The sequence below is a fragment of the Streptomyces sp. NPDC111802 genome (assembly GCF_055634335.1).
Genome location: NZ_JBVKCZ010000012.1, coordinates 120,537 through 143,220 on the forward strand (window position 1 = coordinate 120,537; position 22,684 = coordinate 143,220).

Annotated in this window: 22 protein-coding genes and 1 pseudogene; 13 read left to right on the forward strand and 10 right to left on the reverse strand. The window is 70.7% G+C overall.

Annotated elements, in window-relative coordinates; genetic code table 11:
* Positions 1-44 precede the first annotated feature (44 nt).
* From iolD to iolC, 4 genes are read right to left on the reverse strand one after another with little or no spacing between them, the layout of a single operon-like run.
* Complete coding sequence (iolD, locus tag ACZ7NC_RS15575) at positions 45-1,922, reverse strand: 3D-(3,5/4)-trihydroxycyclohexane-1,2-dione acylhydrolase (decyclizing) (protein ID WP_471488471.1); 1,878 nt, start codon at positions 1,920-1,922, stop codon at positions 45-47.
* An 8-nt stretch (positions 1,923-1,930) separates the two neighbouring features.
* Positions 1,931-2,818 carry a 5-deoxy-glucuronate isomerase gene (gene iolB / locus ACZ7NC_RS15580; protein ID WP_471488473.1) on the reverse strand — a complete coding sequence of 296 codons (888 nt, stop codon included), beginning with the start codon at positions 2,816-2,818 and terminating at the stop codon, positions 1,931-1,933.
* Positions 2,819-2,844: 26 nt separating this feature from the next.
* Positions 2,845-3,732, reverse strand: a complete 888-nt coding sequence (locus ACZ7NC_RS15585) for a Cgl0159 family (beta/alpha)8-fold protein (RefSeq protein ID WP_471488475.1) — start codon at positions 3,730-3,732, stop codon at positions 2,845-2,847.
* 34 nt (positions 3,733-3,766) lie between these two features.
* Positions 3,767-4,726 (reverse strand): 5-dehydro-2-deoxygluconokinase, encoded by a 960-nt coding sequence (gene iolC, locus ACZ7NC_RS15590; protein WP_471488477.1) that lies wholly within the window; start codon positions 4,724-4,726, stop codon positions 3,767-3,769.
* Between the two features lie 303 nt (positions 4,727-5,029).
* Between iolC and ACZ7NC_RS15595 the strand changes: the two genes are divergently transcribed.
* From ACZ7NC_RS15595 to ACZ7NC_RS15615, 5 genes are read left to right on the forward strand one after another with little or no spacing between them, the layout of a single operon-like run.
* Positions 5,030-6,046 (forward strand): sugar ABC transporter substrate-binding protein, encoded by a 1,017-nt coding sequence (locus ACZ7NC_RS15595; RefSeq protein ID WP_471488479.1) that lies wholly within the window; start codon positions 5,030-5,032, stop codon positions 6,044-6,046.
* Positions 6,046-7,125 carry an ABC transporter permease gene (locus ACZ7NC_RS15600; protein WP_471488481.1) on the forward strand — a complete coding sequence of 360 codons (1,080 nt, stop codon included), beginning with the start codon at positions 6,046-6,048 and terminating at the stop codon, positions 7,123-7,125. Before ACZ7NC_RS15595 ends, ACZ7NC_RS15600 begins: the two co-directional genes overlap by 1 nt.
* A 5-nt stretch (positions 7,126-7,130) precedes the next feature.
* Positions 7,131-8,039, forward strand: coding sequence for an ATP-binding cassette domain-containing protein (locus ACZ7NC_RS15605; RefSeq protein ID WP_471488482.1), 909 nt, complete (start codon positions 7,131-7,133; stop codon positions 8,037-8,039).
* A 1-nt stretch (position 8,040) separates the two neighbouring features.
* On the forward strand, positions 8,041-8,943 hold the full coding sequence (locus ACZ7NC_RS15610) for a sugar phosphate isomerase/epimerase family protein (protein WP_471488484.1): 903 nt from the start codon (positions 8,041-8,043) through the stop codon (positions 8,941-8,943).
* A 25-nt stretch (positions 8,944-8,968) separates the two neighbouring features.
* The gene (locus ACZ7NC_RS15615) at positions 8,969-9,991 is read left to right on the forward strand and encodes a Gfo/Idh/MocA family protein (protein WP_471488486.1); all 1,023 of its coding nucleotides are present in this window, start codon (positions 8,969-8,971) and stop codon (positions 9,989-9,991) included.
* A gap of 98 nt (positions 9,992-10,089) precedes the next feature.
* Here the strand turns inward: ACZ7NC_RS15615 and ACZ7NC_RS15620 are convergent, their stop codons facing one another.
* Genes ACZ7NC_RS15620 through ACZ7NC_RS15635 form a run of 4 tightly spaced genes read right to left on the reverse strand, consistent with a single transcriptional unit; the run spans position 10,090 to position 14,118 of the window.
* Positions 10,090-11,112, reverse strand: a complete 1,023-nt coding sequence (locus ACZ7NC_RS15620; protein WP_471488488.1) for a Gfo/Idh/MocA family protein — start codon at positions 11,110-11,112, stop codon at positions 10,090-10,092.
* Positions 11,109-12,113, reverse strand: a complete 1,005-nt coding sequence (locus ACZ7NC_RS15625; RefSeq protein WP_471488490.1) for a Gfo/Idh/MocA family protein — start codon at positions 12,111-12,113, stop codon at positions 11,109-11,111. Before ACZ7NC_RS15625 ends, ACZ7NC_RS15620 begins: the two co-directional genes overlap by 4 nt.
* 46 nt (positions 12,114-12,159) lie before the next feature.
* A complete protein-coding gene (locus ACZ7NC_RS15630; protein ID WP_471488492.1) occupies positions 12,160-12,936 on the reverse strand; it encodes an SDR family oxidoreductase in 777 nt (258 codons plus the stop codon).
* A 15-nt stretch (positions 12,937-12,951) separates the two neighbouring features.
* On the reverse strand, positions 12,952-14,118 hold the full coding sequence (locus ACZ7NC_RS15635; protein WP_471488494.1) for a phytanoyl-CoA dioxygenase family protein: 1,167 nt from the start codon (positions 14,116-14,118) through the stop codon (positions 12,952-12,954).
* A 106-nt stretch (positions 14,119-14,224) separates the two neighbouring features.
* On the opposite strand from ACZ7NC_RS15635, the gene ACZ7NC_RS15640 reads away from it, so the two are divergent.
* Positions 14,225-15,253 carry a LacI family DNA-binding transcriptional regulator gene (locus ACZ7NC_RS15640; protein WP_471488496.1) on the forward strand — a complete coding sequence of 343 codons (1,029 nt, stop codon included), beginning with the start codon at positions 14,225-14,227 and terminating at the stop codon, positions 15,251-15,253.
* A gap of 66 nt (positions 15,254-15,319) precedes the next feature.
* The gene (locus ACZ7NC_RS15645) at positions 15,320-15,931 is read left to right on the forward strand and encodes a TMEM175 family protein (protein ID WP_471488498.1); all 612 of its coding nucleotides are present in this window, start codon (positions 15,320-15,322) and stop codon (positions 15,929-15,931) included.
* 9 nt (positions 15,932-15,940) lie between these two features.
* Here ACZ7NC_RS15645 and ACZ7NC_RS15650 read toward each other — a convergent pair whose 3' ends face one another.
* Entirely contained in the window at positions 15,941-17,101 is a 1,161-nt protein-coding gene (locus tag ACZ7NC_RS15650; protein ID WP_471488500.1) for a Gfo/Idh/MocA family protein, read from the reverse strand.
* A 123-nt stretch (positions 17,102-17,224) separates the two neighbouring features.
* On the opposite strand from ACZ7NC_RS15650, the gene ACZ7NC_RS15655 reads away from it, so the two are divergent.
* Positions 17,225-18,229, forward strand: coding sequence for a LacI family DNA-binding transcriptional regulator (locus ACZ7NC_RS15655; protein WP_471488674.1), 1,005 nt, complete (start codon positions 17,225-17,227; stop codon positions 18,227-18,229).
* A gap of 4 nt (positions 18,230-18,233) precedes the next feature.
* On the opposite strand, the gene ACZ7NC_RS15660 is transcribed toward ACZ7NC_RS15655, so the two are convergent.
* Positions 18,234-18,578: a cupin domain-containing protein gene (locus ACZ7NC_RS15660; RefSeq protein WP_471488502.1), complete on the reverse strand. Its 345-nt coding sequence runs from the start codon at positions 18,576-18,578 to the stop codon at positions 18,234-18,236.
* Between the two features lie 167 nt (positions 18,579-18,745).
* On the opposite strand from ACZ7NC_RS15660, the gene ACZ7NC_RS15665 reads away from it, so the two are divergent.
* The 5 genes and pseudogenes from ACZ7NC_RS15665 to ACZ7NC_RS15685 form a co-directional block, all read left to right on the forward strand.
* On the forward strand, positions 18,746-19,396 hold the full coding sequence (locus ACZ7NC_RS15665; RefSeq protein WP_471488504.1) for a GntR family transcriptional regulator: 651 nt from the start codon (positions 18,746-18,748) through the stop codon (positions 19,394-19,396).
* Positions 19,397-19,445: 49 nt separating this feature from the next.
* On the forward strand, positions 19,446-20,195 hold the full coding sequence (locus ACZ7NC_RS15670) for a PIG-L deacetylase family protein (protein WP_471488506.1): 750 nt from the start codon (positions 19,446-19,448) through the stop codon (positions 20,193-20,195).
* Positions 20,192-20,896 carry a 4-carboxy-4-hydroxy-2-oxoadipate aldolase/oxaloacetate decarboxylase gene (locus ACZ7NC_RS15675; RefSeq protein ID WP_471488508.1) on the forward strand — a complete coding sequence of 235 codons (705 nt, stop codon included), beginning with the start codon at positions 20,192-20,194 and terminating at the stop codon, positions 20,894-20,896. Before ACZ7NC_RS15670 ends, ACZ7NC_RS15675 begins: the two co-directional genes overlap by 4 nt.
* A gap of 23 nt (positions 20,897-20,919) precedes the next feature.
* Positions 20,920-21,996, forward strand: a complete 1,077-nt coding sequence (locus ACZ7NC_RS15680) for a 4-oxalomesaconate tautomerase (protein ID WP_471488676.1) — start codon at positions 20,920-20,922, stop codon at positions 21,994-21,996.
* Positions 21,993-22,322: pseudogene (locus ACZ7NC_RS15685) on the forward strand (VOC family protein); the annotation flags it as partial. The gene ACZ7NC_RS15680 and the pseudogene ACZ7NC_RS15685, both read left to right, overlap by 4 nt.
* Positions 22,323-22,684: the final 362 nt, after the last annotated feature.

A 22,684-nucleotide genomic window follows, 5' to 3' on the forward strand; every position in this document is an offset into this window, starting at 1 on the left:
AGGGCCTTTCGGGTGCGGGTCGGGTGCGGTTCGGTGCGGGGAGTTCAGAGGTGATGGCGACGGTCGGCGACGTGCTGGTCGTAGCGTTCGCGGGCCTCGACGGCCGCCTCGCGGGAGGCGACCTCGGCCACGGGCACGTCCCACCAGGCCGCGGCACCCGGCGAGTTCGGGTTCTTGACGTCCGTCTCCACGTACACGCAGGTCGGCCGGTCGGAGGCACGGGCCGTGGCCAGCGCCTCGCGCAGCTCGCGCACCGTCTTGGCGCGCAGCACGTCCATACCGAGGCTGGCCGCGTTGGCGGCGAGGTCGACCGGGAGCGGGGCGCCGGTGAAGGTGCCGTCGGCGGCCCGGAAGCGGTAGTCGGTGCCGAACCGCTCGCCGCCGGTCTCGGCCGACAGCCCGCCGATGGAGGCGTAGCCGTGGTTCTGGATCAGGACGATGTTGACCGGCAGGCCCTCCTGGACCGCGGTGACGATCTCCGTCGGCATCATCAGATAGGTGCCGTCGCCGACCAGCGACCACACGGCCGTGTCCGGGGCGGCCTGCTGGATGCCGATCCCGGCCGGGATCTCGTAGCCCATGCAGGAGTAGCCGTACTCCAGGTGGTACTGGCGCGGCGAACGGGACCGCCACAGCTTGTGCAGGTCGCCCGGGAGCGAACCGGCCGCGTTGATCACCACGTCGTCGTCGCCGACCACCGCGTCCAGCGCGCCCAGCACCTGGGTCTGCGTCGGTACGGCGCTCTCGTCGTCGGCGCGGTAGGCGGCCTCGACGACGGCGTCCCAACGCTCCTTGCCGGCGCGGTACTCGGCCTCGTAGGCCGCGTCCACGCGGTGGCCGGAAAGCGCCTCCGTCAGGGCCGTGAGCCCTGCCCGCGCGTCGCAGACCAGTGTCCGTGCGGCGAGCTTGTGCGCGTCGAAGCCGGTGATGTTGAGGTTGACGAAGCGCACGTCCGGGTTCTGGAAGAGCGTGCCGGAGGCGGTGGTGAAGTCGGTGTACCTCGTGCCCACGCCGATCACCAGGTCGGCCGCGCGGGCGATGTCGTCGCTGACCGACGTGCCGGTGTGGCCGATGCCGCCGAGGTCGGCGGGGTGGTCGTACCGCAGCGAGCCCTTGCCGGCCTGGGTGGAGGCGACCGGGATGCCGGTGGCCTCGACGAACGCCTTCAGCGCCTCCTCGGCCTCGCTGTGGTGGACGCCGCCGCCCGCGACGATCAGCGGGCGCCCGGCGGTCCGGATCGCCTCGACGGCCGCCGCCAGTTCGACCGGGTCGGGCGCGGGGCGCCGTACGTACCAGACGCGCTCGGCGAAGAACTCCTGAGGCCAGTCGTACGCCTCCGCCTGGACGTCCTGGGGGAGGGCCAGCGTGACCGCGCCGGTCTCGGCCGGGTCGGCGAGCACGCGCATGGCGTTCAGCGCGGACGGGATCAGGGCCTCGGGGCGGGTGATCCGGTCGAAGTAGCGGGACACCGGCCGCAGGGTGTCATTGACCGACACGTCCGCCTCGGTCGGGTGCTCCAGCTGCTGGAGCAGCGGGTCGGGGGCGTGCGAGGCGAAGTAGTCGCCGGGGAGCAGCAGGACCGGCAGACGGTTGATCGTCGCCAGGGCGGCACCGGTGACGAGATTCGTCGCGCCGGGGCCGATGGACGTCGTCACCGCCTGCGCCGAGAGGCGGTTGAGCTGACGGGCGTACCCGACGGCCGCGTGCACCATCGACTGCTCGTTGCGGCCCTGGTGGTACGGCATGACGTCCTCGCCCGCCTGGAGCAGCGCCTGGCCGATGCCGGCCACATTGCCGTGGCCGAAGATGCCCCAGGTCCCGGCGACCAGCCGGTGCCGTACGCCGTCGCGCTCGGTGTACTGGACGGACAGGAACCGCACGAGCGCCTGGGCGACGGTCAGACGGACGGTGGAACGGCTCATCGGGGACCTCACTGGGACTCAGCGGTGTAGAGGGGCAGACGGGGGTCGACGGGCTGGTCCGGCCAGGTGGAGCGGATCCAGGCGTGGTCGGGGTGGTCGCAGATCAGCCAGGCCCGCTCGGCCTCGGGGCCCGCCATGACGTTGAGGTAGTACATGTGGTGGCCGGGGACGGCCATGGACGGCCCGTGCCAGCCGTCGGGGATCAGCACGACGTCGCCGCCGCGCACCTCGGCCAGGACGTCGGTGCCCCGGCCGTGACCCGACGGGGAGACACGCTGGTAGCCGAGGCCGGGGGTGCCCTCGTGGTCGGCGAACTCGAAGTAGTAGATCTCCTCCAGCACCGACTCCTCGCCGGGCCGGTGCTCGTCGTGCTTGTGCGGCGGGAAGGACGACCAGTTGCCGCCCGGCGTGATGACCTCGACCGCGATGAGCTTGTCGCACTCGAAGACGCCCGCCGCGCCGAAGTTGTTGACCTGACGGCTGCTGTTGCCGGTGCCACGCAACTCCACCGGCACCGACGACGCAGGTCCGTAGCGGGCGGGCAGCCGCCGCGAGCAGCGCGCGCCGGTCAGCGCGAACCGTCCGCCGCCGGCGGACGAGATGGTCGTACGGGCGTCGCGCGGCACGTAGGCGAAGTCGCTGACCGCGCTGAACACGCTGTCCCGGCCGGTGAGACGGAAGGTGTCGTGGCCGAAGTCGTCGGTCGCCTCGACCGAGCAGCCGCCGTTCAGCGACAGCACGATCCATTCGCTGTCACCGGTGTCGAAGGTGTGCGAGCCACCGGGCGGCAGCTCCAGGACCTTCAGGCTGGAGTGGCCCCAGCCGGCCTTCTCGGGCGTGACGTCCACGACGTACGGGCCGCCGAGCGCCTTTCCCGCGGGAAGGTGATACGTCATCGTGTTCCTCCGCGTCACAGTGCGTGTCACAACAGGCCGACGGCCGTGTCCACCGCCGTCTCCACACTGCCCTCGGCCGGGTAGAGCAGCGAGCGGCCGACGACCATGCCCTGAACGGTGGGGAGCTTGAGCGCCTTGCCCCAGCGCTCGTACGCTCCCGCTTGTTCTTCGGCGGAGCCCCCGACCTCGCCGCCCAGCAGGACGACGGGCAGTGTGGACGTCTCCAGGACCTCGGCCATGTCGTCGGGGTCGTCGGTGACGGGCAGTTTCAGCCAGGTGTAGGCCGAGGTGCCGCCGAGGCCCGAGGCGATGGCGATCGACCTGGTGACGGCCTCGGCGGACAGGTCGTTGCGTACCTTGCCGTCGATCCGCCGGGAAAGGAACGGCTCGACGAACAGCGGCAGCCGGAGCGCGGCCATGGCGTCGATGGCGCGGGCCGTGGACTCCAGGGTGGTCAGCGATCCCGGGTCGTCGTAGTCGATACGGACGAGCAGCTTGCCCGCGTCGAAGCGCAGCCGGGCGATGTCCTCGGCGCGGTGGCCGGTGAAGCGGTCGTCCATCTCGAAGGCCGCGCCGGCCAGGCCCCCGCGGTTCATGGAGCCCATGACAACCTTGTCGTCGAGGACGCCGAGCAGCAGCAGGTCCTCCAGTATGTCGGCGGTGGCCAGCACCCCGTCGACGCCGGGCCGGGACAGCGCGATGCAGAGACGTTCCAGCAGGTCTGCCCGGTCGGCCATGGCCAGGCGCCGGCCACCGACACCGAGCGCGCCGCGGGCCGGGTGGTCGGCGGCCACGATCATCAGGCGACCGCTGTCGCCGATCAGCGGGCGGCGCACCCGGCGCGCGGCGGCCTCCGCGATCGCCTCGGGGTGCCGGGCTCTGACCGCGGTGAGGTCGGGGATGCTGATGCTCAAGGAAAGCTCCGTTCAGGGGTGGCTCGGTCGGCCGTCATGACGCCTGCGCGAGGAGGCCCTCGACCTCGGACTCGATGGGCATCGCGGAGGAACAGGCGAGGCGGGAGGCGACGAGGGCCCCGGCGGCGTTGGCGTACCGCATGGTTTCGGCCAGATCCCAGCCGGACAGCAGCCCGTGGACCAGTGAGCCGCCGAAGGCATCGCCCGCGCCGAGCCCGTTGACCACCTCGACCGGCACCGGCGGCACCTCGGCCTCGGTGCCGTCGCGGTGCACCGCCAGCACGCCCTTGGGGCCCTGCTTGACGACGGCCAGCTCCACACCTGCCGCCAGCAGCGCCTCGGCGCAGGCGCGGGGTTTGCGTACGCCGGTGGCGACCTCGCACTCGTCGAGGTTGCCGACCGCGACGGTGGCGTGCCGGAGCGCCTCGGCGTAGTACGGGCGGGCCTCGTCCGGATCGCGCCAGAACATTGGGCGCCAGTCGAGGTCGAAGACCGTGGTGCCCGCCTTGTCGCGCGACTTCAGGGCGGCGAGGGTGGCGGAGCGGCTCGGCTCCTCGCTCAGACCGGTGCCGGTGATCCAGAAGACGCGGGCCGAGCGGATCGCGTCCTGATCCAGTTCGTCGGAATGTATCTCCAGGTCAGGCGCCTTAGGCTGCCGGTAGAAATACAGCGGGAAGTCGTCGGGCGGGAAGATCTCGCAGAACGTCACCGGCGTCGGGTACGCCGCGACGGGCGTGACCCAGCGGTCGTCGACGCCGAAGTCCCTGAGCGCTTGGTGCAGGTAGGCGCCGAACGGATCGTCGCCGGTGCGGGTGATCACCGCGGTGGTGCGGCCGAGCCGGGCGGCGGCCACCGCGACGTTCGCGGCCGAACCGCCGAGGAACTTGCCGAACGTCTCCACCCGCGTCAAAGGGAGGCCGGACTGCAGGGGATAGAGGTCGACTCCTATTCTTCCCATCGTGATCAAGTCGAAGGACTTGGCTGACTCGGCCATGCGCGACGCTCCTAGAGCTGAACAGGGGTTCGGGTCCCACGGGGCCTGCCGCCTCCCAGGTGTAGGACGTGGAGGCCGACGCTGTCAATAGTTTGTACTTACATTCGGACCTGAGTGTGAAATGATGTCTTAACAAAGTATTGACAGCGGGCGCATCTAGGGATTGGATCCCGTCCCAGCGAACCCGCCGTGTTCCACGGCACACGACCCGGACTTCTCCCACTGGTCCGGGCCCATGGATCCCAGTGATCCCGACCCTTTCCCCCGTCGCACACCCCGTCGCACAGTGAGGTGCAAGGAAAGATGGACCGCTCTTACTCCCGCTCCCGCAGGCTGGCCCCCGTGGTCGCCGTCGCCGCAGCCGCCGCTCTGACCCTCGCGGGCTGCTCCAGCAGCTCCGGTGGCAAGCAGGCCGAGGAGAGCGCGGAGGGCGCCTCCGCGGGCAAGGCCAACACTCCCCGCATGACGGTCGCCCTGGTGACCCACCAGTCACCCGGCGACACGTTCTGGGACATCGTCCGCAAGGGCGCCGAGGCGGCCGCCGCCAAGGACAACATCAAGCTGATCTACTCAGCCGACCCGAACGCGGGCAACCAGGCCAACCTGGTGCAGAACGCGATCGACCAGAAGGTCGACGGCATCGCTATCACCCTCGCCAAGCCGGACGCGATGAAGGACGTCGTCGGCAAGGCGACGAAGGCGAACATCCCGGTCGTCGGCCTCAACTCCGGTGTGAGCGAGTGGCAGAAGCTCGGCCTGATGGAGTTCTTCGGCCAGGACGAGACGGTGGCCGGCGAGGCGCTCGGCAAGAGGCTGAACGAGGCCGGCGCCAAGAAGGCCGTCTGTGTCATCCAGGAACAGGGCAACATCGGCCTCACCCAGCGCTGTGACGGCGTGAAGAAGACGTTCGAGGGCACGACCGAGACCCTCAACGTCAACGGCACGGACATGCCGTCCGTGAAGTCCACGATCACCGCCAAGCTCAAGACGGACAGCGACATCGACTACGTCGTCGCCCTCGGCGCCCCGTTCGCGCTGACGGCCGCGCAGTCCGTGGACGAGGCGGGCAGCAAGGCGAAGGTCGCCACCTTCGACCTGAACAAGCAGCTGACCGGAGCGATCAGCAAGGGCGACATCGAGTTCGCCGTCGACCAGCAGCCCTACCTCCAGGGCTACCTGGCGATCGACTCCCTGTGGCTCTACAAGAACAACGGCAACTACATGGGCGGCGGCGAGGCCCCGGTGCTGACCGGTCCGGCCTTCGTCGACAAGACGAACGTCGAGAAGATCGACGCGTTCGCCGCGAAGGGCACTCGGTGATGAGCATGACCCAACAGGCTGAGCCGGCGGTGACCACACCGCCGGCCTCCGGCCCCGGCAAGGAATCCGACGGGCGGACCCGGGAGCGGCCGCTGGCGCTGCGCCTCCTCGCCCGTCCCGAGGTAGGTGTCTTCCTCGGTGCCGTCGCGGTGCTGGTCTTCTTCCTCATCACGGCTCCGGCCGTGCGTGACGGCAGCTCGATGGCGAACATCCTGTACCAGTCGTCGACGATCGGGATCATGGCGCTGCCGGTCGCGCTGCTGATGATCGGCGGCGAGTTCGACCTGTCCGCCGGTGTCGCCGTGATCACCTCGGCCCTGACCGCGAGCATGGTGAGCTACCAGCTGACCATGAACGTCTGGGTCGGCGTGGTCGTCGCCCTGATCGTGTCCCTCGCGGTCGGTCTGTTCAACGGCTGGCTGCTGGTCAGGACCGGGCTGCCGAGCTTCCTGGTCACCCTGGGCACGTTCCTGATCCTCCAGGGCGTGAACCTGGCGGTCACCAAGCTGGTCACCGGCAACGTCGCCACGGACAACATCAGCGACATGGACGGCTTCGAGCAGGCCAAGGCCCTCTTCGCCTCCTCCTTCGACGTCGGTGGCGTCCAGGTCAAGATCACCGTGGTGTGGTGGCTGGTCTTCGCGGCGCTGGCCACGTGGGTGCTGTTGCGCACCAAGTACGGCAACTGGATCTTCGCGGTCGGCGGCAACCAGGGCAGCGCCCGCGCCGTGGGTGTGCCGGTGACGTTCACGAAGATCTCGCTGTTCATGCTGGTCGGCTTCGGCGCCTGGTTCGTCGGCATGCACCAGCTGTTCTCGTTCAACACCGTGCAGTCCGGTGAAGGCGTGGGCCAGGAGCTCATCTACATCGCCGCGGCGGTGATCGGCGGCTGTCTGCTGACCGGCGGTGCCGGTTCCGCGATCGGCCCGGTCTTCGGTGCCTTCATGTTCGGCATGGTCCAGCAGGGCATCGTCTACGCCGGCTGGAATCCCGACTGGTTCAAGGCCTTCCTCGGCGTGATGCTCCTCGGCGCCGTCCTCATCAATCTGTGGGTCCAGCGCACGGCGACCCGGAGGTGACCCGAATGACCAGCAAAGAAACCGGCACCCACGGTGCCATCCTCCAGGACGAGGCCCCCGACCAGGACGCCCCGATCGTCGAACTACGCAACGCGGGCAAGTCCTACGGCAACATCCGCGCCCTGCACGGCGTCGACCTCAAGGTCTTCCCCAGCCAGGTCACCTGTGTCCTCGGTGACAACGGCGCCGGCAAGTCGACCCTCATCAAGATCATCTCGGGGCTGCACCAGCACACCGAGGGCGAGTTCCTCGTCGACGACGCCCCGGTGCGCTTCTCCACCCCGCGTGAGGCCCTCGACAAGGGCATCGCCACCGTCTACCAGGACCTCGCGGTCGTCCCGCTGATGCCGGTGTGGCGCAACTTCTTCCTCGGCTCCGAGATGACCAAGGGCCCCTGGCCCATCCGCCGTCTCGACATCGAGCGGATGAAGAAGACCGCCGACGAAGAACTGCGCAACATGGGCATCGTCCTGGACGACCTGGAACAGCCCATCGGCACCCTGTCCGGCGGCCAGCGCCAGTGCGTGGCGATCGCCCGCGCCGTCTACTTCGGCGCCCGCGTCCTCATCCTCGACGAGCCGACCGCCGCCCTCGGCGTCAAGCAGTCCGGCGTGGTGCTGAAGTACATCGCCGCCGCCCGCGACCGCGGCCTCGGCGTCATCTTCATCACCCACAACCCCCACCACGCCTACATGGTCGGCGACCACTTCAGCGTCCTGCGCCTGGGCACCATGGAACTGAACGCCTCCCGCGCCGACGTCAGCCTCGAAGAGCTCACCAACCACATGGCCGGCGGCACCGAACTCGCCGCCCTCAAGCACGAGTTGTCCCAGGTACGCGGTGTCGACGTAGAGGAACTTCCCGAAGCGGCAGACCTCACCGCACCCGTGGCCTCCTCGGAAGGGAAGTCCTGACATGGCCCCTGCGCTCGACCGCATCCGGGTCGGCTCGGCCCCCGACTCCTGGGGCGTATGGTTCCCCGACGACCCCGTACAGGTGCCCTGGGAACGCTTCCTCGATGAGGTCGCCGAGGCCGGCTACGACTGGATCGAGCTGGGCCCGTACGGCTATCTGCCGACCGACCCGGCGCGTCTGACCGACGAGATCAACAAGCGGAACCTCAAGGTCTCGGCAGGCACGATCTTCACCGGCCTGCACCGCGGCCCCTCCGTCTGGGAGTCGACCTGGCAGCACGTCAGCGAGGTCGCCGCGCTCACCCAGGCCATGGGGGCGAAGCACCTGGTCGTCATCCCGTCCTTCTGGCGGGACGACAAGACCGCCGAGATCCTGGAGCCGCCGGAGCTCACCGCCGAGCAGTGGGCCCACCTCACCAAGGGCATGGAGCGGCTCGGGCACGAGGTGAAGGAGACCTTCGGTCTGGACATCGTCGTGCACCCGCACGCCGACACCCACATCGACACCGAGGCCCACGTCGAGCGTTTCCTCGACTCGACCGACTCCGACCTGGTCAACCTCTGCCTGGACACCGGGCACTACGCCTACTGCGGCGGCGACAGCGTCAAGCTGATCGAGACCTACGGCGAGCGCATCGGCTATCTGCACCTCAAGCAGGTGGACCCGGAGATCCTCGCGGACGTGGTGAAGAACGAGATCCCGTTCGGCCCCGCCGTCCAGCGCGGCGTGATGTGTGAGCCCCCGGCCGGCGTACCGGAGTTGGGGCCGGTCCTGCAGGCGGCGCAGAAGCTGAACGTGGACCTCTTCGCCATCGTCGAGCAGGACATGTACCCCTGCGAGCCGGACAAGCCCATGCCCATCGCGGTCCGTACCCGCAAGTTCCTGAGGTCCTGCGGCGCCTGACGACCCGAAAGGACGGCCGATCACCATGACTCAGCGTCCGCTCACGCTCGGAGTCGCAGTCATCGGTACCGGAAAGATGGGTGCGGACCATGTGCGCCGCATCCAGCAGGTCACCAGCGGGGCACGGGTGACCGCCGTCGTGGACGTCGACGCGGAACGCGCCAAATCGGTCGCGGCCCGCGTCGGCGACTGCACCGCCCACACCGACCCGGCCGCCGCGATGGCGTCGGCCGACGTGGACGCGGTGATCATCGCCTCACCGGGTCCCGCCCACGAGGCGGCGCTCCTCGCGGCCTTCGAGCACGACCTGCCGGTCCTGTGCGAGAAACCGCTCACCCCCGACGCGGCCTCCGCCCTGCGGATCCTCCAGGCCGAGCAGAAGCTCGGCCGGCGCCGGGTCCAGGTGGGCTTCATGCGGCGCTACGACGCCGAGTACATGAAGCTCAAGTCCCTTCTGGAGACCGGCCAGTTGGGCCGTCTCCTGATGCTGCACAACCGGCACCGCAATGTCGCCAGCCCGCCCGGCTGGACGTCCGAGATGCTCATCAACGACTCGGTGACACACGAGATGGACGTGACCCGCTGGCTGCTCGGCCACGAGATCACAGCCGTCACCGTGCTCGCCCCGACCCCGTCCGGGAACGCGCCGGACGGCATCAGCGACCCGCAGTTCGTCGTCTTCGAGACCGACGGCGGCGCGATCGTCGACGTCGAGATCTTCGTCAACTGCGGCTTCGGCTACCAGGTCCAGGCCGAGGTGGTCTGCGAACGCGGCACCGCCCGCGTCGGCGACGGCCACGCCATGGTCACCAACGCGGCCGGCCGCTGGGGCGGCATCATCGCCCAGGACTACATCGAACGCTTCGCCGACGCCTACGACCGCGAGGTCCAGGCCTGGGTGGACGCGACCCGGCGCGGCGAGGTCACCGGCCCCAGCGCGTGGGACGGGTACGCCGTGGCCGCGGTGTGCGAGGCGGCCGTGCGGGCGCTGGAGGAGGGCGGCCGGATCGAGGTGGATCTGGTGGAGCGGCCCGCGCTGTACATCTGACGGCGAACCGAGGGGTTGTACGTCCGACTGCGAACCGAAGAGGGGCCGGGAGAGCTTCCCCTGGCCCCTCTTCGTGCTCCGCCTCGGCGCGAGAGCGTTCAGCCCGCGAGAGCCGTACGCGGTCGTGGCTCGAACCCCGCCGCCCGATAGGACTCGTCGATCAGCGACATCGTCGCCAGCGCGTCCTCCGCGTCCAGCGGGAGCGGGCTGTCGCGGCGGATGTGCGCGGCGAACGCCTCCAGTTGGTAGGTGTACGACGAGCGCGTGCCCAGCCGCTCCGTCCGCTCGCCGTCCGCCGTGCGCACCACGACCCGGTCGTCCAGGTGCGGCAGCACGAAGTTGGGCGCCAGCGCCTCGCCCCGCGAGCCGACGATCCGGCAGCTCATCTCCACCTCGTCGTACGCCATGTGGCAGCGCGCCGACGCGGTCGCCCCGCCCGGGAACTCCAGCTCGGCGTCCAGCCACTCGTCGACGCCGGGCGCGCCCGAGCGCTCCCCGCCCCGTGCCGAGACGAGCCGTGGCGCACCGCCCGCCCAGGGCGCCAGCATGCGCACCGCGTGCAGGCTGTAGCAGCCGAGGTCCATCACGGCGCCGCCCGCGAGGGGCAGCGACCAGCGCGGGTCCAGGGCGCCCGGCGCGGGAATCGCCACCAGTGTCTCGACCCGCTGGAGCTCGCCCAGTTCACCGCTTTCGAGGATCTCGTGCAGGCGCCGGGTGACCGGGTGGAAGAGGTAGTGGAAGGCCTCCATGAAGACCGTCCCGGCCTTCGCCGTCGCCTGCAGCACCTCGGCCGCCTCCTCGGCGTTGCTCGCCGACGGCTTCTCCGTCAGGACGTGCTTGCCGGCCGCGAGGGCGGCGAGGTTCCACGGCCCGTGCAGACCGTTGGCGAGCGGGTTGTAGACGACCTCGACCTCCGGGTCGGCGAGCAGGTCGGCGTAGGAGTCCACCACCCGCTCCACGTCGTGCTCGTCGGCGAACGCCTCGGCGCGGGACCGGTCGCGCGCGGCCACCGCCACGAGGCGGTGGCCGGTCGTCCGGGCCGGGCCGACGAGGGAGAGCTCGGTGATGCGTGCCGCGCCCAGCACGCCGATGCGCAGCGGTTCCCGGCCCGAGTCGCTCATGCCTGCCGGACCTCCTCGATCGTCACCGGACGGTGCTCGTGCAGCGACAGGGTGCACGCGTCGGCGATCCAGCCCGCCTCCAGGGCGTCCTCGATCGTGCACGGCGAAGGCCGGGTGCCGGCCACGACCTCGGTGAACGCGGTGAGTTCGGCGCGGTAGGCCGCGGTGAAGCGGTCCATGAAGAAGTCGTGCGGGGTGCCCGCCGGGAAGGTCACGCCGGGCTCGACCGAACGCAGCGGCAGCTTGTCCTCCAGTCCGACGGCGATGGAGTCCGTGAAGCCGTGGATCTCCATGCGCACGTCGTGACCCCGGGCGTTGTGGCGGGAGTTGGAGACCACCGCGATCGTGCCGTCGTCCAGGGTGAGGATCGCGCCCGTGGTGTCGGCGTCGCCCGCCTCCTTGATGTAGTCGGCGCCCTTGTTGCCGCCGACGGCGTACACCTCCCTCACCTCGCGGCCGGTCACCCAGCGGATGATGTCGAAGTCGTGCACCGAGCAGTCCCGGAAGATGCCACCGGAGGCGGCGATGTACGCGGCGGGCGGCGGCGCCGGGTCCAGCGTGGTCGAGCGGACCGTGTGCAGCTTGCCGAGCTCGCCGCTCCGCACGGCGGCCCGGGCGGCGACGAAACCGGCGTCGAAGCGGCGGTTGTAGCCGATCTGGATCGGCACGTCCGTGCCCTGGACGGCCTTCAGCACCTTGACGCCGTCGGCCATGGTCTTGGCGACGGGCTTCTCGCAGAAGACCGGGATGCCGGCCTCGACCCCGGCCAGGATCAGCGCGGGGTGGGCGTCGGTCGCGGCGGCGACGACGATGCCGTCCACGCCGGCGGACAGCAGGGCCTCCGGCGAGTCCACGACCTCGGCGCCGAACCGCTCGGCGGCGGCCTTGGCGGCGTCCGCGAACGGGTCGGTGACGACGAGGGAGTCGACCGCGTCGAGTCCGGAGAGGGTCTCGGCGTGGAAGGCGCCGATGCGGCCGAGGCCGAGGATTCCGATACGCATGGGGATTGGTGCTCCTTGAAAGCGGTGGTACGGGGAGATGGGGAGGTCAGTCGAGGCCGCCGAGGACGTTCTGGTCCCAGTCGATCACCGACCCGGTGACCACTCCGGACCGCTCCGACAGCAGGAACACCACGAAGTCGGCGATCTCGTCGGGCTGGCCGAGCTTGCCCATCGGCAGGTTCGCGGCGGCCTGCTCGCGCCAGTCGTCGGTGGCACCGTGGAAGGCCTTCTGCGTTGCGTCCTCGCCCTCGGTCGCCGTCCAGCCGATGTTCAGGCCGTTGATGCGGACCCGGTCCCAGCGGTGGGCGTGTGCGGCGTTGCGGGTCAGCCCGATGAGGCCGGCCTTGGCGGATACGTACGGCGCGAGGAACGGCTGTCCGCCGTGCGCCGAGGACGTGATGATGTTGACGATCGTGCCGGGCGCCTTGCGGGCGACCATGTCCGAGACGGCGGCCTGCATGGCGAAGAACGGCGCCTTGAGGTTGATCGCGATGTGCTGGTCGAACAGCTCGGGCGTGGTGTCGAGCAGCGTGCCGCGGGACGTGAGCCCCGCCGAGTTGACCAGGCAGTCGATCCGCCCGTAGGCGTCGACGACCTCCGCGACCGAGGCCTTCGCCTGCTCGGCGTCCGCCAGGTCGGCCTGGACGAACATGGCCTTGACCCCGTCGGCGGCCAGTTCGGCGACCAGGGCCTCACCGGGTTCCGGGCGGCGCCCGGTGACGGCCACGACCGCTCCCTCGCGGACGGCCGCCCGCGCGATGGCGGCGCCGACGCCCTGGCTGCCGCCGTTGACGAGGACGACCTTGTCGTCGAGAAGTCCCATGGGTTCGGGGTCCTTTCAGCTCTGGCGCCGCTCGGCGCCGGCCCGCAGCTCGTCCCGCAGCGTCTCGGGAGTCCATGTCTCGCGCAGGGCGCGCCGTACGACGTCCGCCTGGGACGGCGGGGCGAGCCCGTCGACCGGCGGATCGCTGTCGAGGTTCGTGGGGAAGGGATAGCCCTCGGCGCTCGCGGCGATCACGTTCTCCAGCCACGCCTCGTCCACGCCCTCGCCGAGGCGCTTGAGGAGCACGGGGTAGACGGCGTTCGCGACCGCCTCCCGGTCCACCGTCTCCATCGCCCGCCCGAACGCCGAGGACACCTGGAGCAGATTCGCCATGCGCCGGATGTCCGCGGAGCGGTTGGTGCCGGCGGCGTGGAACAGCGCCGGGTTGAAGAAGGCCGCGTCGCCCTTGGCGAGCGGGAGCTGGACGTGGTGCGCCTCGAAGTACTCCTGGAACTCGGGCAGCCGCCAGGCCAGATAGCCGGGCTCGTAGCCCTGCGAGTACGGCAGATACATCGTCGGCCCCGACTCCACCGGCATGTCGCAGTGCGCGACGGCGCCCTGGAGGGTGAGCACGGGGGAGAGGACGTGGACATGGGCCGGGTAGGCGGCCGCGACCTCGTTGGGGAGGAAGCCCAGGTGGTAGTCGCGGTGCACGCTCTGCGCCGCGCCGCCCGGGTTGACCACGTTGACCTGCGAGGTCACCTGGTAGCCGGGCCCGAGCCAGGCGGCCGCGACGAGGGCCAGGATGTCGTTGGCGTAGTAGTCGGCGAACGCCTCGGGGTCGTAGAGGGCCGCCTTCTCCAGCGCGTTCCACACCCGGTCGTTGGCGCCCGGCTTGGCGAAGTGGTCCCCGGCGGTCGCGCCCGAGGAGCGCTGCTCGGCGATCAGGGCGTCGAACACCCCGCTGAGCCGGTCGACGACCCCCGGATCGGCGAAGGCGCCGTGGAGGACCACGATGCCCGGCCCGTCGGCGAGGGCACGGACCAGTTCGGCCCGCACCGCACGCTGGTCCTCGGCCCCGCGCAGCCGGTCGCTGTCGTAGACCAGGACGTTGCGCTCCACGGCGGAGGCGTACGGGTAGTCGGCGAGGTCGGTGGTCCGCTCGACCAGCGCACGGAAGTCCGCGAGGTCGCAGTCGCGCTCGGACAGCCAGGCCCGGCGGTGTACGGAGGTGAAGGACATCGGTGTCCTCTCGGTGACAGGGGCGACTCAGCGCTGCCATTCTTGTCATGACAATCCCGTCGAACAACCAGCAGGCGACCATCAAAAACCCCTCAGGAGCCGAGGCATGGGCCACCCCTTCCCGATCCGGGAGATCGCACGTCAGGCGGGCCTGAGCGAGGCCACCGTCGACCGGGTCCTGAACGGCCGGGGAGGGGTGCGCGAGAGCACCGCGCGGGAGGTCCAGCAGGCGATAGCCGACCTGGACCGGCAGCGCACCCAGGTCCGGCTGGTGGGCCGTACCTTCATGATCGACATGGTGGTGCAGGCGCCCGAGCGGTTCACCACGGCCGTGCGCGCCGCCCTGGAGGCCGAGCTGCCGTCCCTGCACCCGGCCGTCGTGCGCTCGCGGTTCCACTTCCGCGAGACCGGGCCGGTGGCGGAGCTGACGCGGACGCTGGACCGCATCGCCCGGCGCGGCTCGCAGGGCGTGATCCTCAAGGCCCCGGACATCCCCGAGGTCACCGCGGCCGTCGCCCGGCTCGCGGAGGCCGGAATTCCGGTGGTGACCCTGGTGACGGACCTGCCCTCCACCGCCCGCCTCGCCTACGTCGGCATAGACAACCGGGCCGCGGGCGCGACCGCCGCCTACCTGATGGGCCAGTGGCTCGGCGACCGCCCCGGCAATGTGCTCACCAGCCTCAGCAGCGGCTTCTTCCGTAACGAGGAGGAGCGCGAGATGGGCTTCCGCAGCGCCATGCGGGCCCTCCACCCCGACCGCACCCTGGTCGAGATCGCGGAGGGACAGGGCCTGGACGCCACGCAGTACGACCTCGTGCGGGCCGCGCTGGAACGCGACCCGGAGATCCGCGTCGTCTACTCGATCGGCGGCGGCAACATCGCCACCCTGCGCGCCTTCGAGGACCTCGGCCGCGAATGCGCGGTCTTCATCGCGCACGACCTCGACCAGGACAACACCCGGCTGCTGCGCGAGCATCGCCTGTCCGCCGTCCTCCACCACGACCTGCGCCAGGACATGCGCGAGGCCTGCCACATCGTGATGCGGGCGCACGGCGCGCTGCCGCCCGCGGGGCCGACACTGCCGTCGGCGATCCAGGTGGTGACCCCGTACAACATGCCCACGCCCATCGGGTGACGATCGGCGGCGTGCGTCTGGCGTGTACACCGGCTCGACGCGCCCCGGGTCCCTACCGTCGTGCGCATGTTGAAATCGGTGCCGGACGGTGGGCCCGAGCGGCTGGTGGCGCTCGCCGACGGCGTGTTCGCCATCGCGCTCACGCTGCTCGTCCTGGACTTCTACGTGCCGCGGGGACTGGGCTCGGAAAAGTACGACGACGCCCTGCACGAACTCATCCCGAACCTCGGGGGCTACGCTCTCAGCGTGCTGGTGCTCGGCGCCTTCTGGCGTGAACACCGCCGGATCTTCGGCTTCGTCCGGCAGATCGACGGGCAAGTGATCACGCTGGCCATCCTGGGGTTGAGCATCGCGGCCCTCGTGCCCTTCCCCACCAAGCTCCTCTCCGAGTACGGCGGAGAGGCCGAGTCGGTCGCCATCTACGCTGCGGCGGTCGCCGCCCTCGGCGGCGCCCACCTCGCGCTGCTCCTCGTCCTGATCCGGCGCCCGTGGCTGCGCGGCGAGGCCAAGCCGCCCGGGGGCTTCCGGCTCTTCGCGCTCGACCTCGCGGTGACGGTGGCGGTGTTCCTCATCAGCATCCCGCTCGCCATGGCCGTTGGCTCCGCGGCCATGTGGTTCTGGCTGGTCATGGCCCCGATCAAGGTGGCCGTCGGCCGGCGGGCCGAGCGGGCGCGCTGATGCCGGCCGTCACCCTCCCGCGGTCACGTCCACCCACGCGCCGCTCTCCGCCGACCGCGCCATCGCGTCCAGTACGGCGGCGCTGTGCACCGCGTCCTGAAGGGTGGCCCCGTGCGGGACACCCTCGGCGACCGAGCGCAGAAAGCGGTACGCCTCGATGACCTTCAGGTCGTCGTAGCCCATGGCGTTCGCCGCGCCCGGCTGGAAGGCGCCGAACTCGCCGTCGCCCGGGCCGACGAACACCGTGCTGACCGGCTGGTCCTGGTAGGCCGTGCCGCGGCTGATGCCGAGCTCGCCCATGCGGCGGAAGTCCCAGAACACCGCGCCCTTGGTGCCGTGCACCTCGAAGCCGTAGTTGTTCTGCTCGCCGACCGAGACCCGGCAGGCCTCCAGCACTCCGCGGGCGCCGGAGGCGAAGCGCAGCAGGCAGTTGACGTAGTCCTCGTTCTCGACCGGGCCGAGCTCGCCGGTGGCGAGGCTGTGCCCGGCGGTGGCGCCGGTGGGGCGGGCCCGCTCCGGTACGAAGATCGCGGTGTCGGCGGTCAGCCGGTCGATGTCGCCGAGCAGGAAGCGGGCCAGGTCGGCGCCGTGCGAGGCGAGGTCGCCGAGCACTCCGCTGCCGCCGCGCTCACGCTCGTAACGCCAGGTCAGGGCGGACTGCGGGTGGGCCGCGTAGTCGCTGAACAACCGGATGCGCATGTGCGTGACCGTGCCGATCTCGCCGGCGGCGATCAGCTCGCGGGCGGCCTCGACGGCGGGCGTGTTGCGGTAGTTGAAGCCGACCGCGCTCTGCACACCGGCCTTGGCCGCCGCGTCCGCGACCGCTCGGGCGTCCTCGGCGGTGAGGCCCACCGGCTTCTCGATCCAGAGGTGCTTGCCTGCCTCGGCCATGGCGACGCCGATCTCGCGGTGCAGGAAGTTCGGGGCGGTGATGCTGACGGCCCGCACACGCGGGTCGGCGGCCACCTCGCGCCAGTCCCGGGTCGTCGAGGCGAACCCGAACTGTGCGGCGGCCTCCTCGGCCCGGCCGGGCACCTCCTCGGCGACGGTCACGAGGTGCGGGCGCAGGGGCAGTTGCGGGTAGTGGTGCGGGACGCGGGCGTAAGCCTGGGTGTGCACCCGCCCCATCCAGCCGAATCCGACGACGGCGACGCCGAGCGTGTCCACCATTGCAGCCCCTCTTTGGACCGGTCCATTTTCTCTCCAGGCCACCTTGGGTTCCGCCCGTGACCGGTGTCAACCCCTCCGTCCCCCTTTGACAAGCGCAAGATGCCTGTGGAACGGTCCATGTCCATGAGACCGCCGACGATCCGTGACGTGGCCGACCGGGCCGGCGTCTCCAAGTCGCTGGTCTCGCTCGTGCTGCGCGGCTCGGAGCAGGTGCGCCCGGAGAAGCGGGAAGCCGTACTGCGGGCGGTACGCGAACTCGGCTACCGTCCGAACGCCGCCGCGCGCAGCCTCAGCGAGCAGCGCACCCGCACGGTCGGCGTCCTCCTCAACGACCTGCGCAACCCCTGGTTCGTCGACATGCTGGAGGGCCTGAACTCCCTCCTGCACGACAACGGCCTGCACATGCTCCTGGCCGACGCCCGCCTCAACCGCCGTACCGGCCAGGACCCCACCGGCCCCTTCCTGGACCTGCGGGTCGACGGCCTGGTCGTGGTCGGCACACTGCCCGACCCGGCCGCACTCGGGGTGGTGGCCGAACGGCTGCCGGTCGTGGTCGCGGGCGCGCGCGAGCCGAGCCTGCCCGGCGTGCACATCGTCGCCAACGACGACGAGCGGGGCGCCCGTCTGGTCACCGAGCACCTCATCGGCCTCGGGCACCGGCGCATCGCGCACATCGCGGGGTACGGCGCGGTCGGCGAGCTGCGCCGGCGCAGCTTCGAGGCGACGATGCGGGCGCACGGTCTCGCGGACGGGGCGGTCGTCGAGTCGAGCGACATGACCGAGGAGGGCGGCTACCGCACCACGGTCCGGCTGCTGAGCCGCGCGGACCGGCCGACGGCCGTCTTCGCCGTGAACGACATCGCCGCGATCGGGGCGTTGTCGGCGGCCGAGGAGTCGGGGCTACGGGTCCCGCGCGACCTCTCCGTCGTCGGCTACGACAACACGAGCATCGCCCGCCTGCGCCACGTCTGGCTCACCACCGTCGACAACGCCAGCCACGAGGTGGGCCGGCGCGCGGCCCGCTGCCTGCTCGACCGGTTCGAGGGCAGTGGGGGAGCGGGCGAGGTCCATCTCGCGGCGCCGACGCTGGAGATCCGGGGCTCGACGGCAGCCCCGGTTGCGGGTTGAACGCTCACAGGTTGATCGCGTACGCCTTGCGCAGCGTCTCGTGCACCGTCCATGTCGTACGGTCGCCCTCGCGCAGTACGGCCATGTCGCCGGGCCCGACCTTCAGTGTCGGACCGTCCTCGAACTCGATGGTCGCCGTTCCGCTGATCACGACGAACAGCTCGTCGGCCTCCGTGTCGGTGACCACGCCGGGCGTGATCTGCCAGATGCCCCGCATCTGACGCCCGTCCGCCGACTCCCACACCACCTTCCCGGTCACCTCGGGCGTCCCGGCCACGATCTGCTCGGGGGCGAGGGGTTCGGGTTCGAGCTCGGCGTCGGGGATGTGGAGTACGAAGCTGTGCGTCATGCGGCGACCCTAGCGGCGGTGCGCGGGGCTGGGCCGTGGACAGGGTGTGGGGTTTCGCCGGGTGCGAGCGGACACTCCGTCGCTGCCATCCCATACGGCGGACAAAATTGTTGACAATTCTGTTTGGCTAGATTTACGTTCGACAGGCACTCACTCAGGGAGGGCACATGCCGAACGAAGCCCGTCCGAGCACCGGAGAGCAGGCCAAGCAGCATGCGCTCGCGCAGCTGCGGCAGGCGATCCTGCACGGCGAGATGGCACCGGCCCAGCGGCTGGTGGAGAACGAACTCGCCGAGCAGTTCGGTGTGACACGGGCCAGCATCCGCGCGGCGCTCATCGATCTGGAGGCTCAGGGACTGGTCGAGCGGATCCGCAACCGTGGCTCACGGGTGCGGGTGGTGACCGTGGAGGAAGCGGTCGCCATCACCGAGTGCCGCATGGTCCTGGAAGGGCTCTGCGCGGCCAAGGCGGCCGTCGCCGCCAGCGACGCGCAGCTGACTCAACTCACGGACCTGGGCGCGGCGATGACCAAGGCCGTGGCCGACGGTGAACCGGTGACGTACTCGGAGCTGAACCAGGAACTGCACGCCAGGATCCGGGAGTTCTCCGGCCAGCGGACGGCCGTGGAACTGCTGGAGCGGCTCAACGCGCAACTGGTGCGCCACCGCTTCCAGCTGGCGCTCAGGCCCGGTCGTCCGCAGCACTCCCTGAACGAGCACCTGGCCATGATCGAGGCGATCCGGGCCAGGGATCCGCAGGCGGCCGAGTCGGCCGTCCGCGCCCACCTCACCAGCGTGATCGAGGCGCTGCGCGACTGATCGCTGCCGCGCGGGGCGGGCGCCCACCTGTCACCAAGGAGATCAGAGAATGACTCAGGCCAACGCGCCCGCCGGTCCACGCTCCACACTCGTCATCACCGCGCACGCCGGGGACTTCGTGTGGCGTGCGGGTGGCGCCATCGCCTTGGCCGCCGCGCGCGGCGAGAAGGTCACCATCGCCTGCCTGACCTTCGGCGAGCGCGGCGAGTCCGCCAAGGCGTGGCGCGAGGGAAGGAAACTGGAGGAGATCAAGGCGATACGCCGGGACGAGGCCGAGCGCGCCGCCGCGACCCTCGGCGCCGAGGTCCGCTTCTTCGACGCGGGTGACTACCCGCTGAACGCCACCCCCGAGCTGACCGACCGACTCGTCGCCGTCTACCGGGAAGCCCAACCCGACGTCGTGCTCACCCACCCGACCGAGGACCCGTACAACGGCGACCACCCCGCCGCCAACCGCATGGCCCTGGAGGCCCGGATCCTCGCGCAGGCCATCGGTTACCCGGGCGAGGGCGAGATCATCGGCGCCCCGCCGGTCTTCTACTTCGAGCCGCACCAGCCCGAGATGAGCGGTTTCAGGCCAGAGGTCCTGCTCGACATCACGGACGTCTGGGAGACCAAGCGGGGGGCCATGGAGTGCCTCGGCGCCCAGCGGCACCTGTGGGACTACTACACCGACCTCGCCGTCCGCCGTGGTGTCCAGCTCAAGCGCAACGCCGGGCCCAACCTGGGCCTGGCCCACAACACCATGGCCGAGGCGTACATGCGCCCCTACCCACAGATCGCGAAGGAGCTGGCATGAGCGGCGTGATCGTCACCAACCCGCCGAAGGCGGAGCTGAAGGACGTCGACGCGCTGGCCGGCTTCGGCGTGGCGACGGTGAGCGAGGCGATGGGCCGAACCGGGCTGCTGGGACCGGGGATTCGTCCCGTCCAGCAGGGCGTACGAGTCGCCGGTACGGCCGTCACCGTGCTGAGCTGGCCAGGCGACAACCTCATGATCCACGCGGCGGTCGAGCAGTGCGGCGAGGGCGACCTCCTGGTCGTCACCACCACCTCGCCCTGCACGGACGGTCTGTTCGGCGAGCTGTTCGCAACCGCCCTCCAGCAGCGCGGTGTGCGTGGTGTCGTGCTCAACACGGGCGTCCGCGACACCCAGGAGCTGCGGGACATGGGCTTCGCCGCCTGGTCCCGGGCGGTGTCCTCGCAGGGCACGGTCAAGGCCACCGGAGGTTCGGTCAATGTGCCGATCGCCATCGACGGCCAGGTGATCCACCCAGGCGACGTGATCCTGGCCGACGACGACGGCGTCGTGGTCGTACCCCGCGAGCGTGCCCGCGAGACGGTCGAGCGCTCCGAGGCCCGCGAGGCCAAGGAGGCCGCCACCCGCGCCGCCTTCCTCGAAGGGCAACTCGGCCTGGACCGCTACGGGTTGCGCGAGAAGCTGAAGGAACTCGGTGTCGTGTACCGCACGCACGAGGAGCACCAAGGAGCACGGCCGTGAGCGCGGAGGTGCCCTGTCTGCTGATGCGCGGCGGCACCTCCAAGGGGGCCTACTTCCTGGCCGCGGACCTGCCCGACGACCCCACGGCCCGCGACGAGCTGCTGCTGCGTGTCATGGGCAGCCCGGACGAGCGCCAGATCGACGGTCTGGGCGGCGCGCACCCCCTCACCAGCAAGGTGGCTGTCGTCGCGCCGTCGGCCGATCCACGGGCCGACGTGGACTACCTCTTCCTCCAAGTCGCCGTCGACCGGCCGGAAGTGAGCAGCCGTCAGAACTGCGGGAACATCCTCGCCGGGATCGGCCCGTTCGCCGTGGAGCGCGGGCTCGTCCCGGCGGGGGAGGCGGAGACCTCCGTACGGATCCGCATGGTCAACTCCGGCGACTTCGCCACGGCGACCTTCCCGACTCCCGGCGGCCGGGTGGAGTACACGGGCGACGCCGAGATCTCCGGCGTGCCGGGCAGGGCTGCCCCCGTGGTGATCGAATTCCCGCCCGGTGCGGGGAGGTTGCTGCCCACCGGCAATGTCCGCGACACGCTCGACGGCATCCCGGTGACCTGTGTGGACAACGGCATGCCGACGGTCCTCGTCCATGCCACCGCGCTGGACGTCACCGGCTACGAGCCGCCCAAGGCCCTGGAGGAGGACCTCGCGCTCGCCGATCGGCTCCGGGAACTCCGGCTGGCGGCAGGCGAGTTGATGGGCCTGGGTGACGTTTCGGACACCACCGTCCCGAAGCTCAGCCTCCTCGCCCCGCCCCGCCACGGCGGCGCGATCACCACCCGCACCTTCATCCCGGTCCGCTGCCACACGTCGATCGGAGTGCTCGGCGCGGCGAGCGTCGCCGCCGGCCTGCGGATCGAGGGCGGCGTCGGCGCGGAACTCGCTCGGCTCCCCGCCGCGGGCGACCGTATCCGCATCGAACACCCCACAGGATTCCTGGACATCGAGAGCAGCCTCGGCACCGACACCGCCGGCCTGCCCACCGCCCGCCGTACGGCCGTCGTCCGTACCGCCCGCAAGATCTTCGACGGCACCGTCTTCCCCAGGTCCGCCGAGGCGGCCCCACTGACCGCACGCACCCCCGGAGGTCCCCGATGACCCCGCCGCTCGGCGACATCGCCCACATCGGCCACGCCCAGCTGTTCACCCCGGACCTGGACGCCAGCGTCGCCTTCTTCACCGACTATCTAGGGCTCACCGTCAACGGTCAGCAGGGCGACACCGTCTACCTGCGGACCTTCGACGACTACGAGCACCACAGCCTGGTGCTCACCGCCCGCGAACAGCCCGGCCTCGGCCGGCTCGCCCTGCGCGCCTCCAGCGAGGCGGCCCTGCACCGCCGTATCGAGGCGGCCGGCGGCACCGGCAAGTGGGTCGAGGACGAACCCGGCATCGGCAGGCTGTACCTCACCACCGACCCCGACAGGGCATGGGACGCTTCGGCGCCGTCTTCGGGCCGTGGCTCGGCGGCCAGTTGCTCGCCGCGAACAAGGGCGACTGGGGCTTCACCGCCTTCGCCGTCGCGGGCCTGTCGTCCATGGTCTTCATCGGGATCGCCGCGCTGCGCGGCTCACCGGGACCGGCCCGGACCGGCGGCGAGAAGGAGCTGATCGGCGCGCACTGACCTGCGGTCACCGAACGCCAGGGGTGAGGACATGCGCCGCCCGCCGCAGCAGAAGCGGCCGGCGGCGCCCGTCATATCTAATGGTCCGTCATATGTACTGATGAGCCGAACTGGGATATTCGACGCTCTCGCGTATTGTTGCGTCATATGCCCGCTGTGACG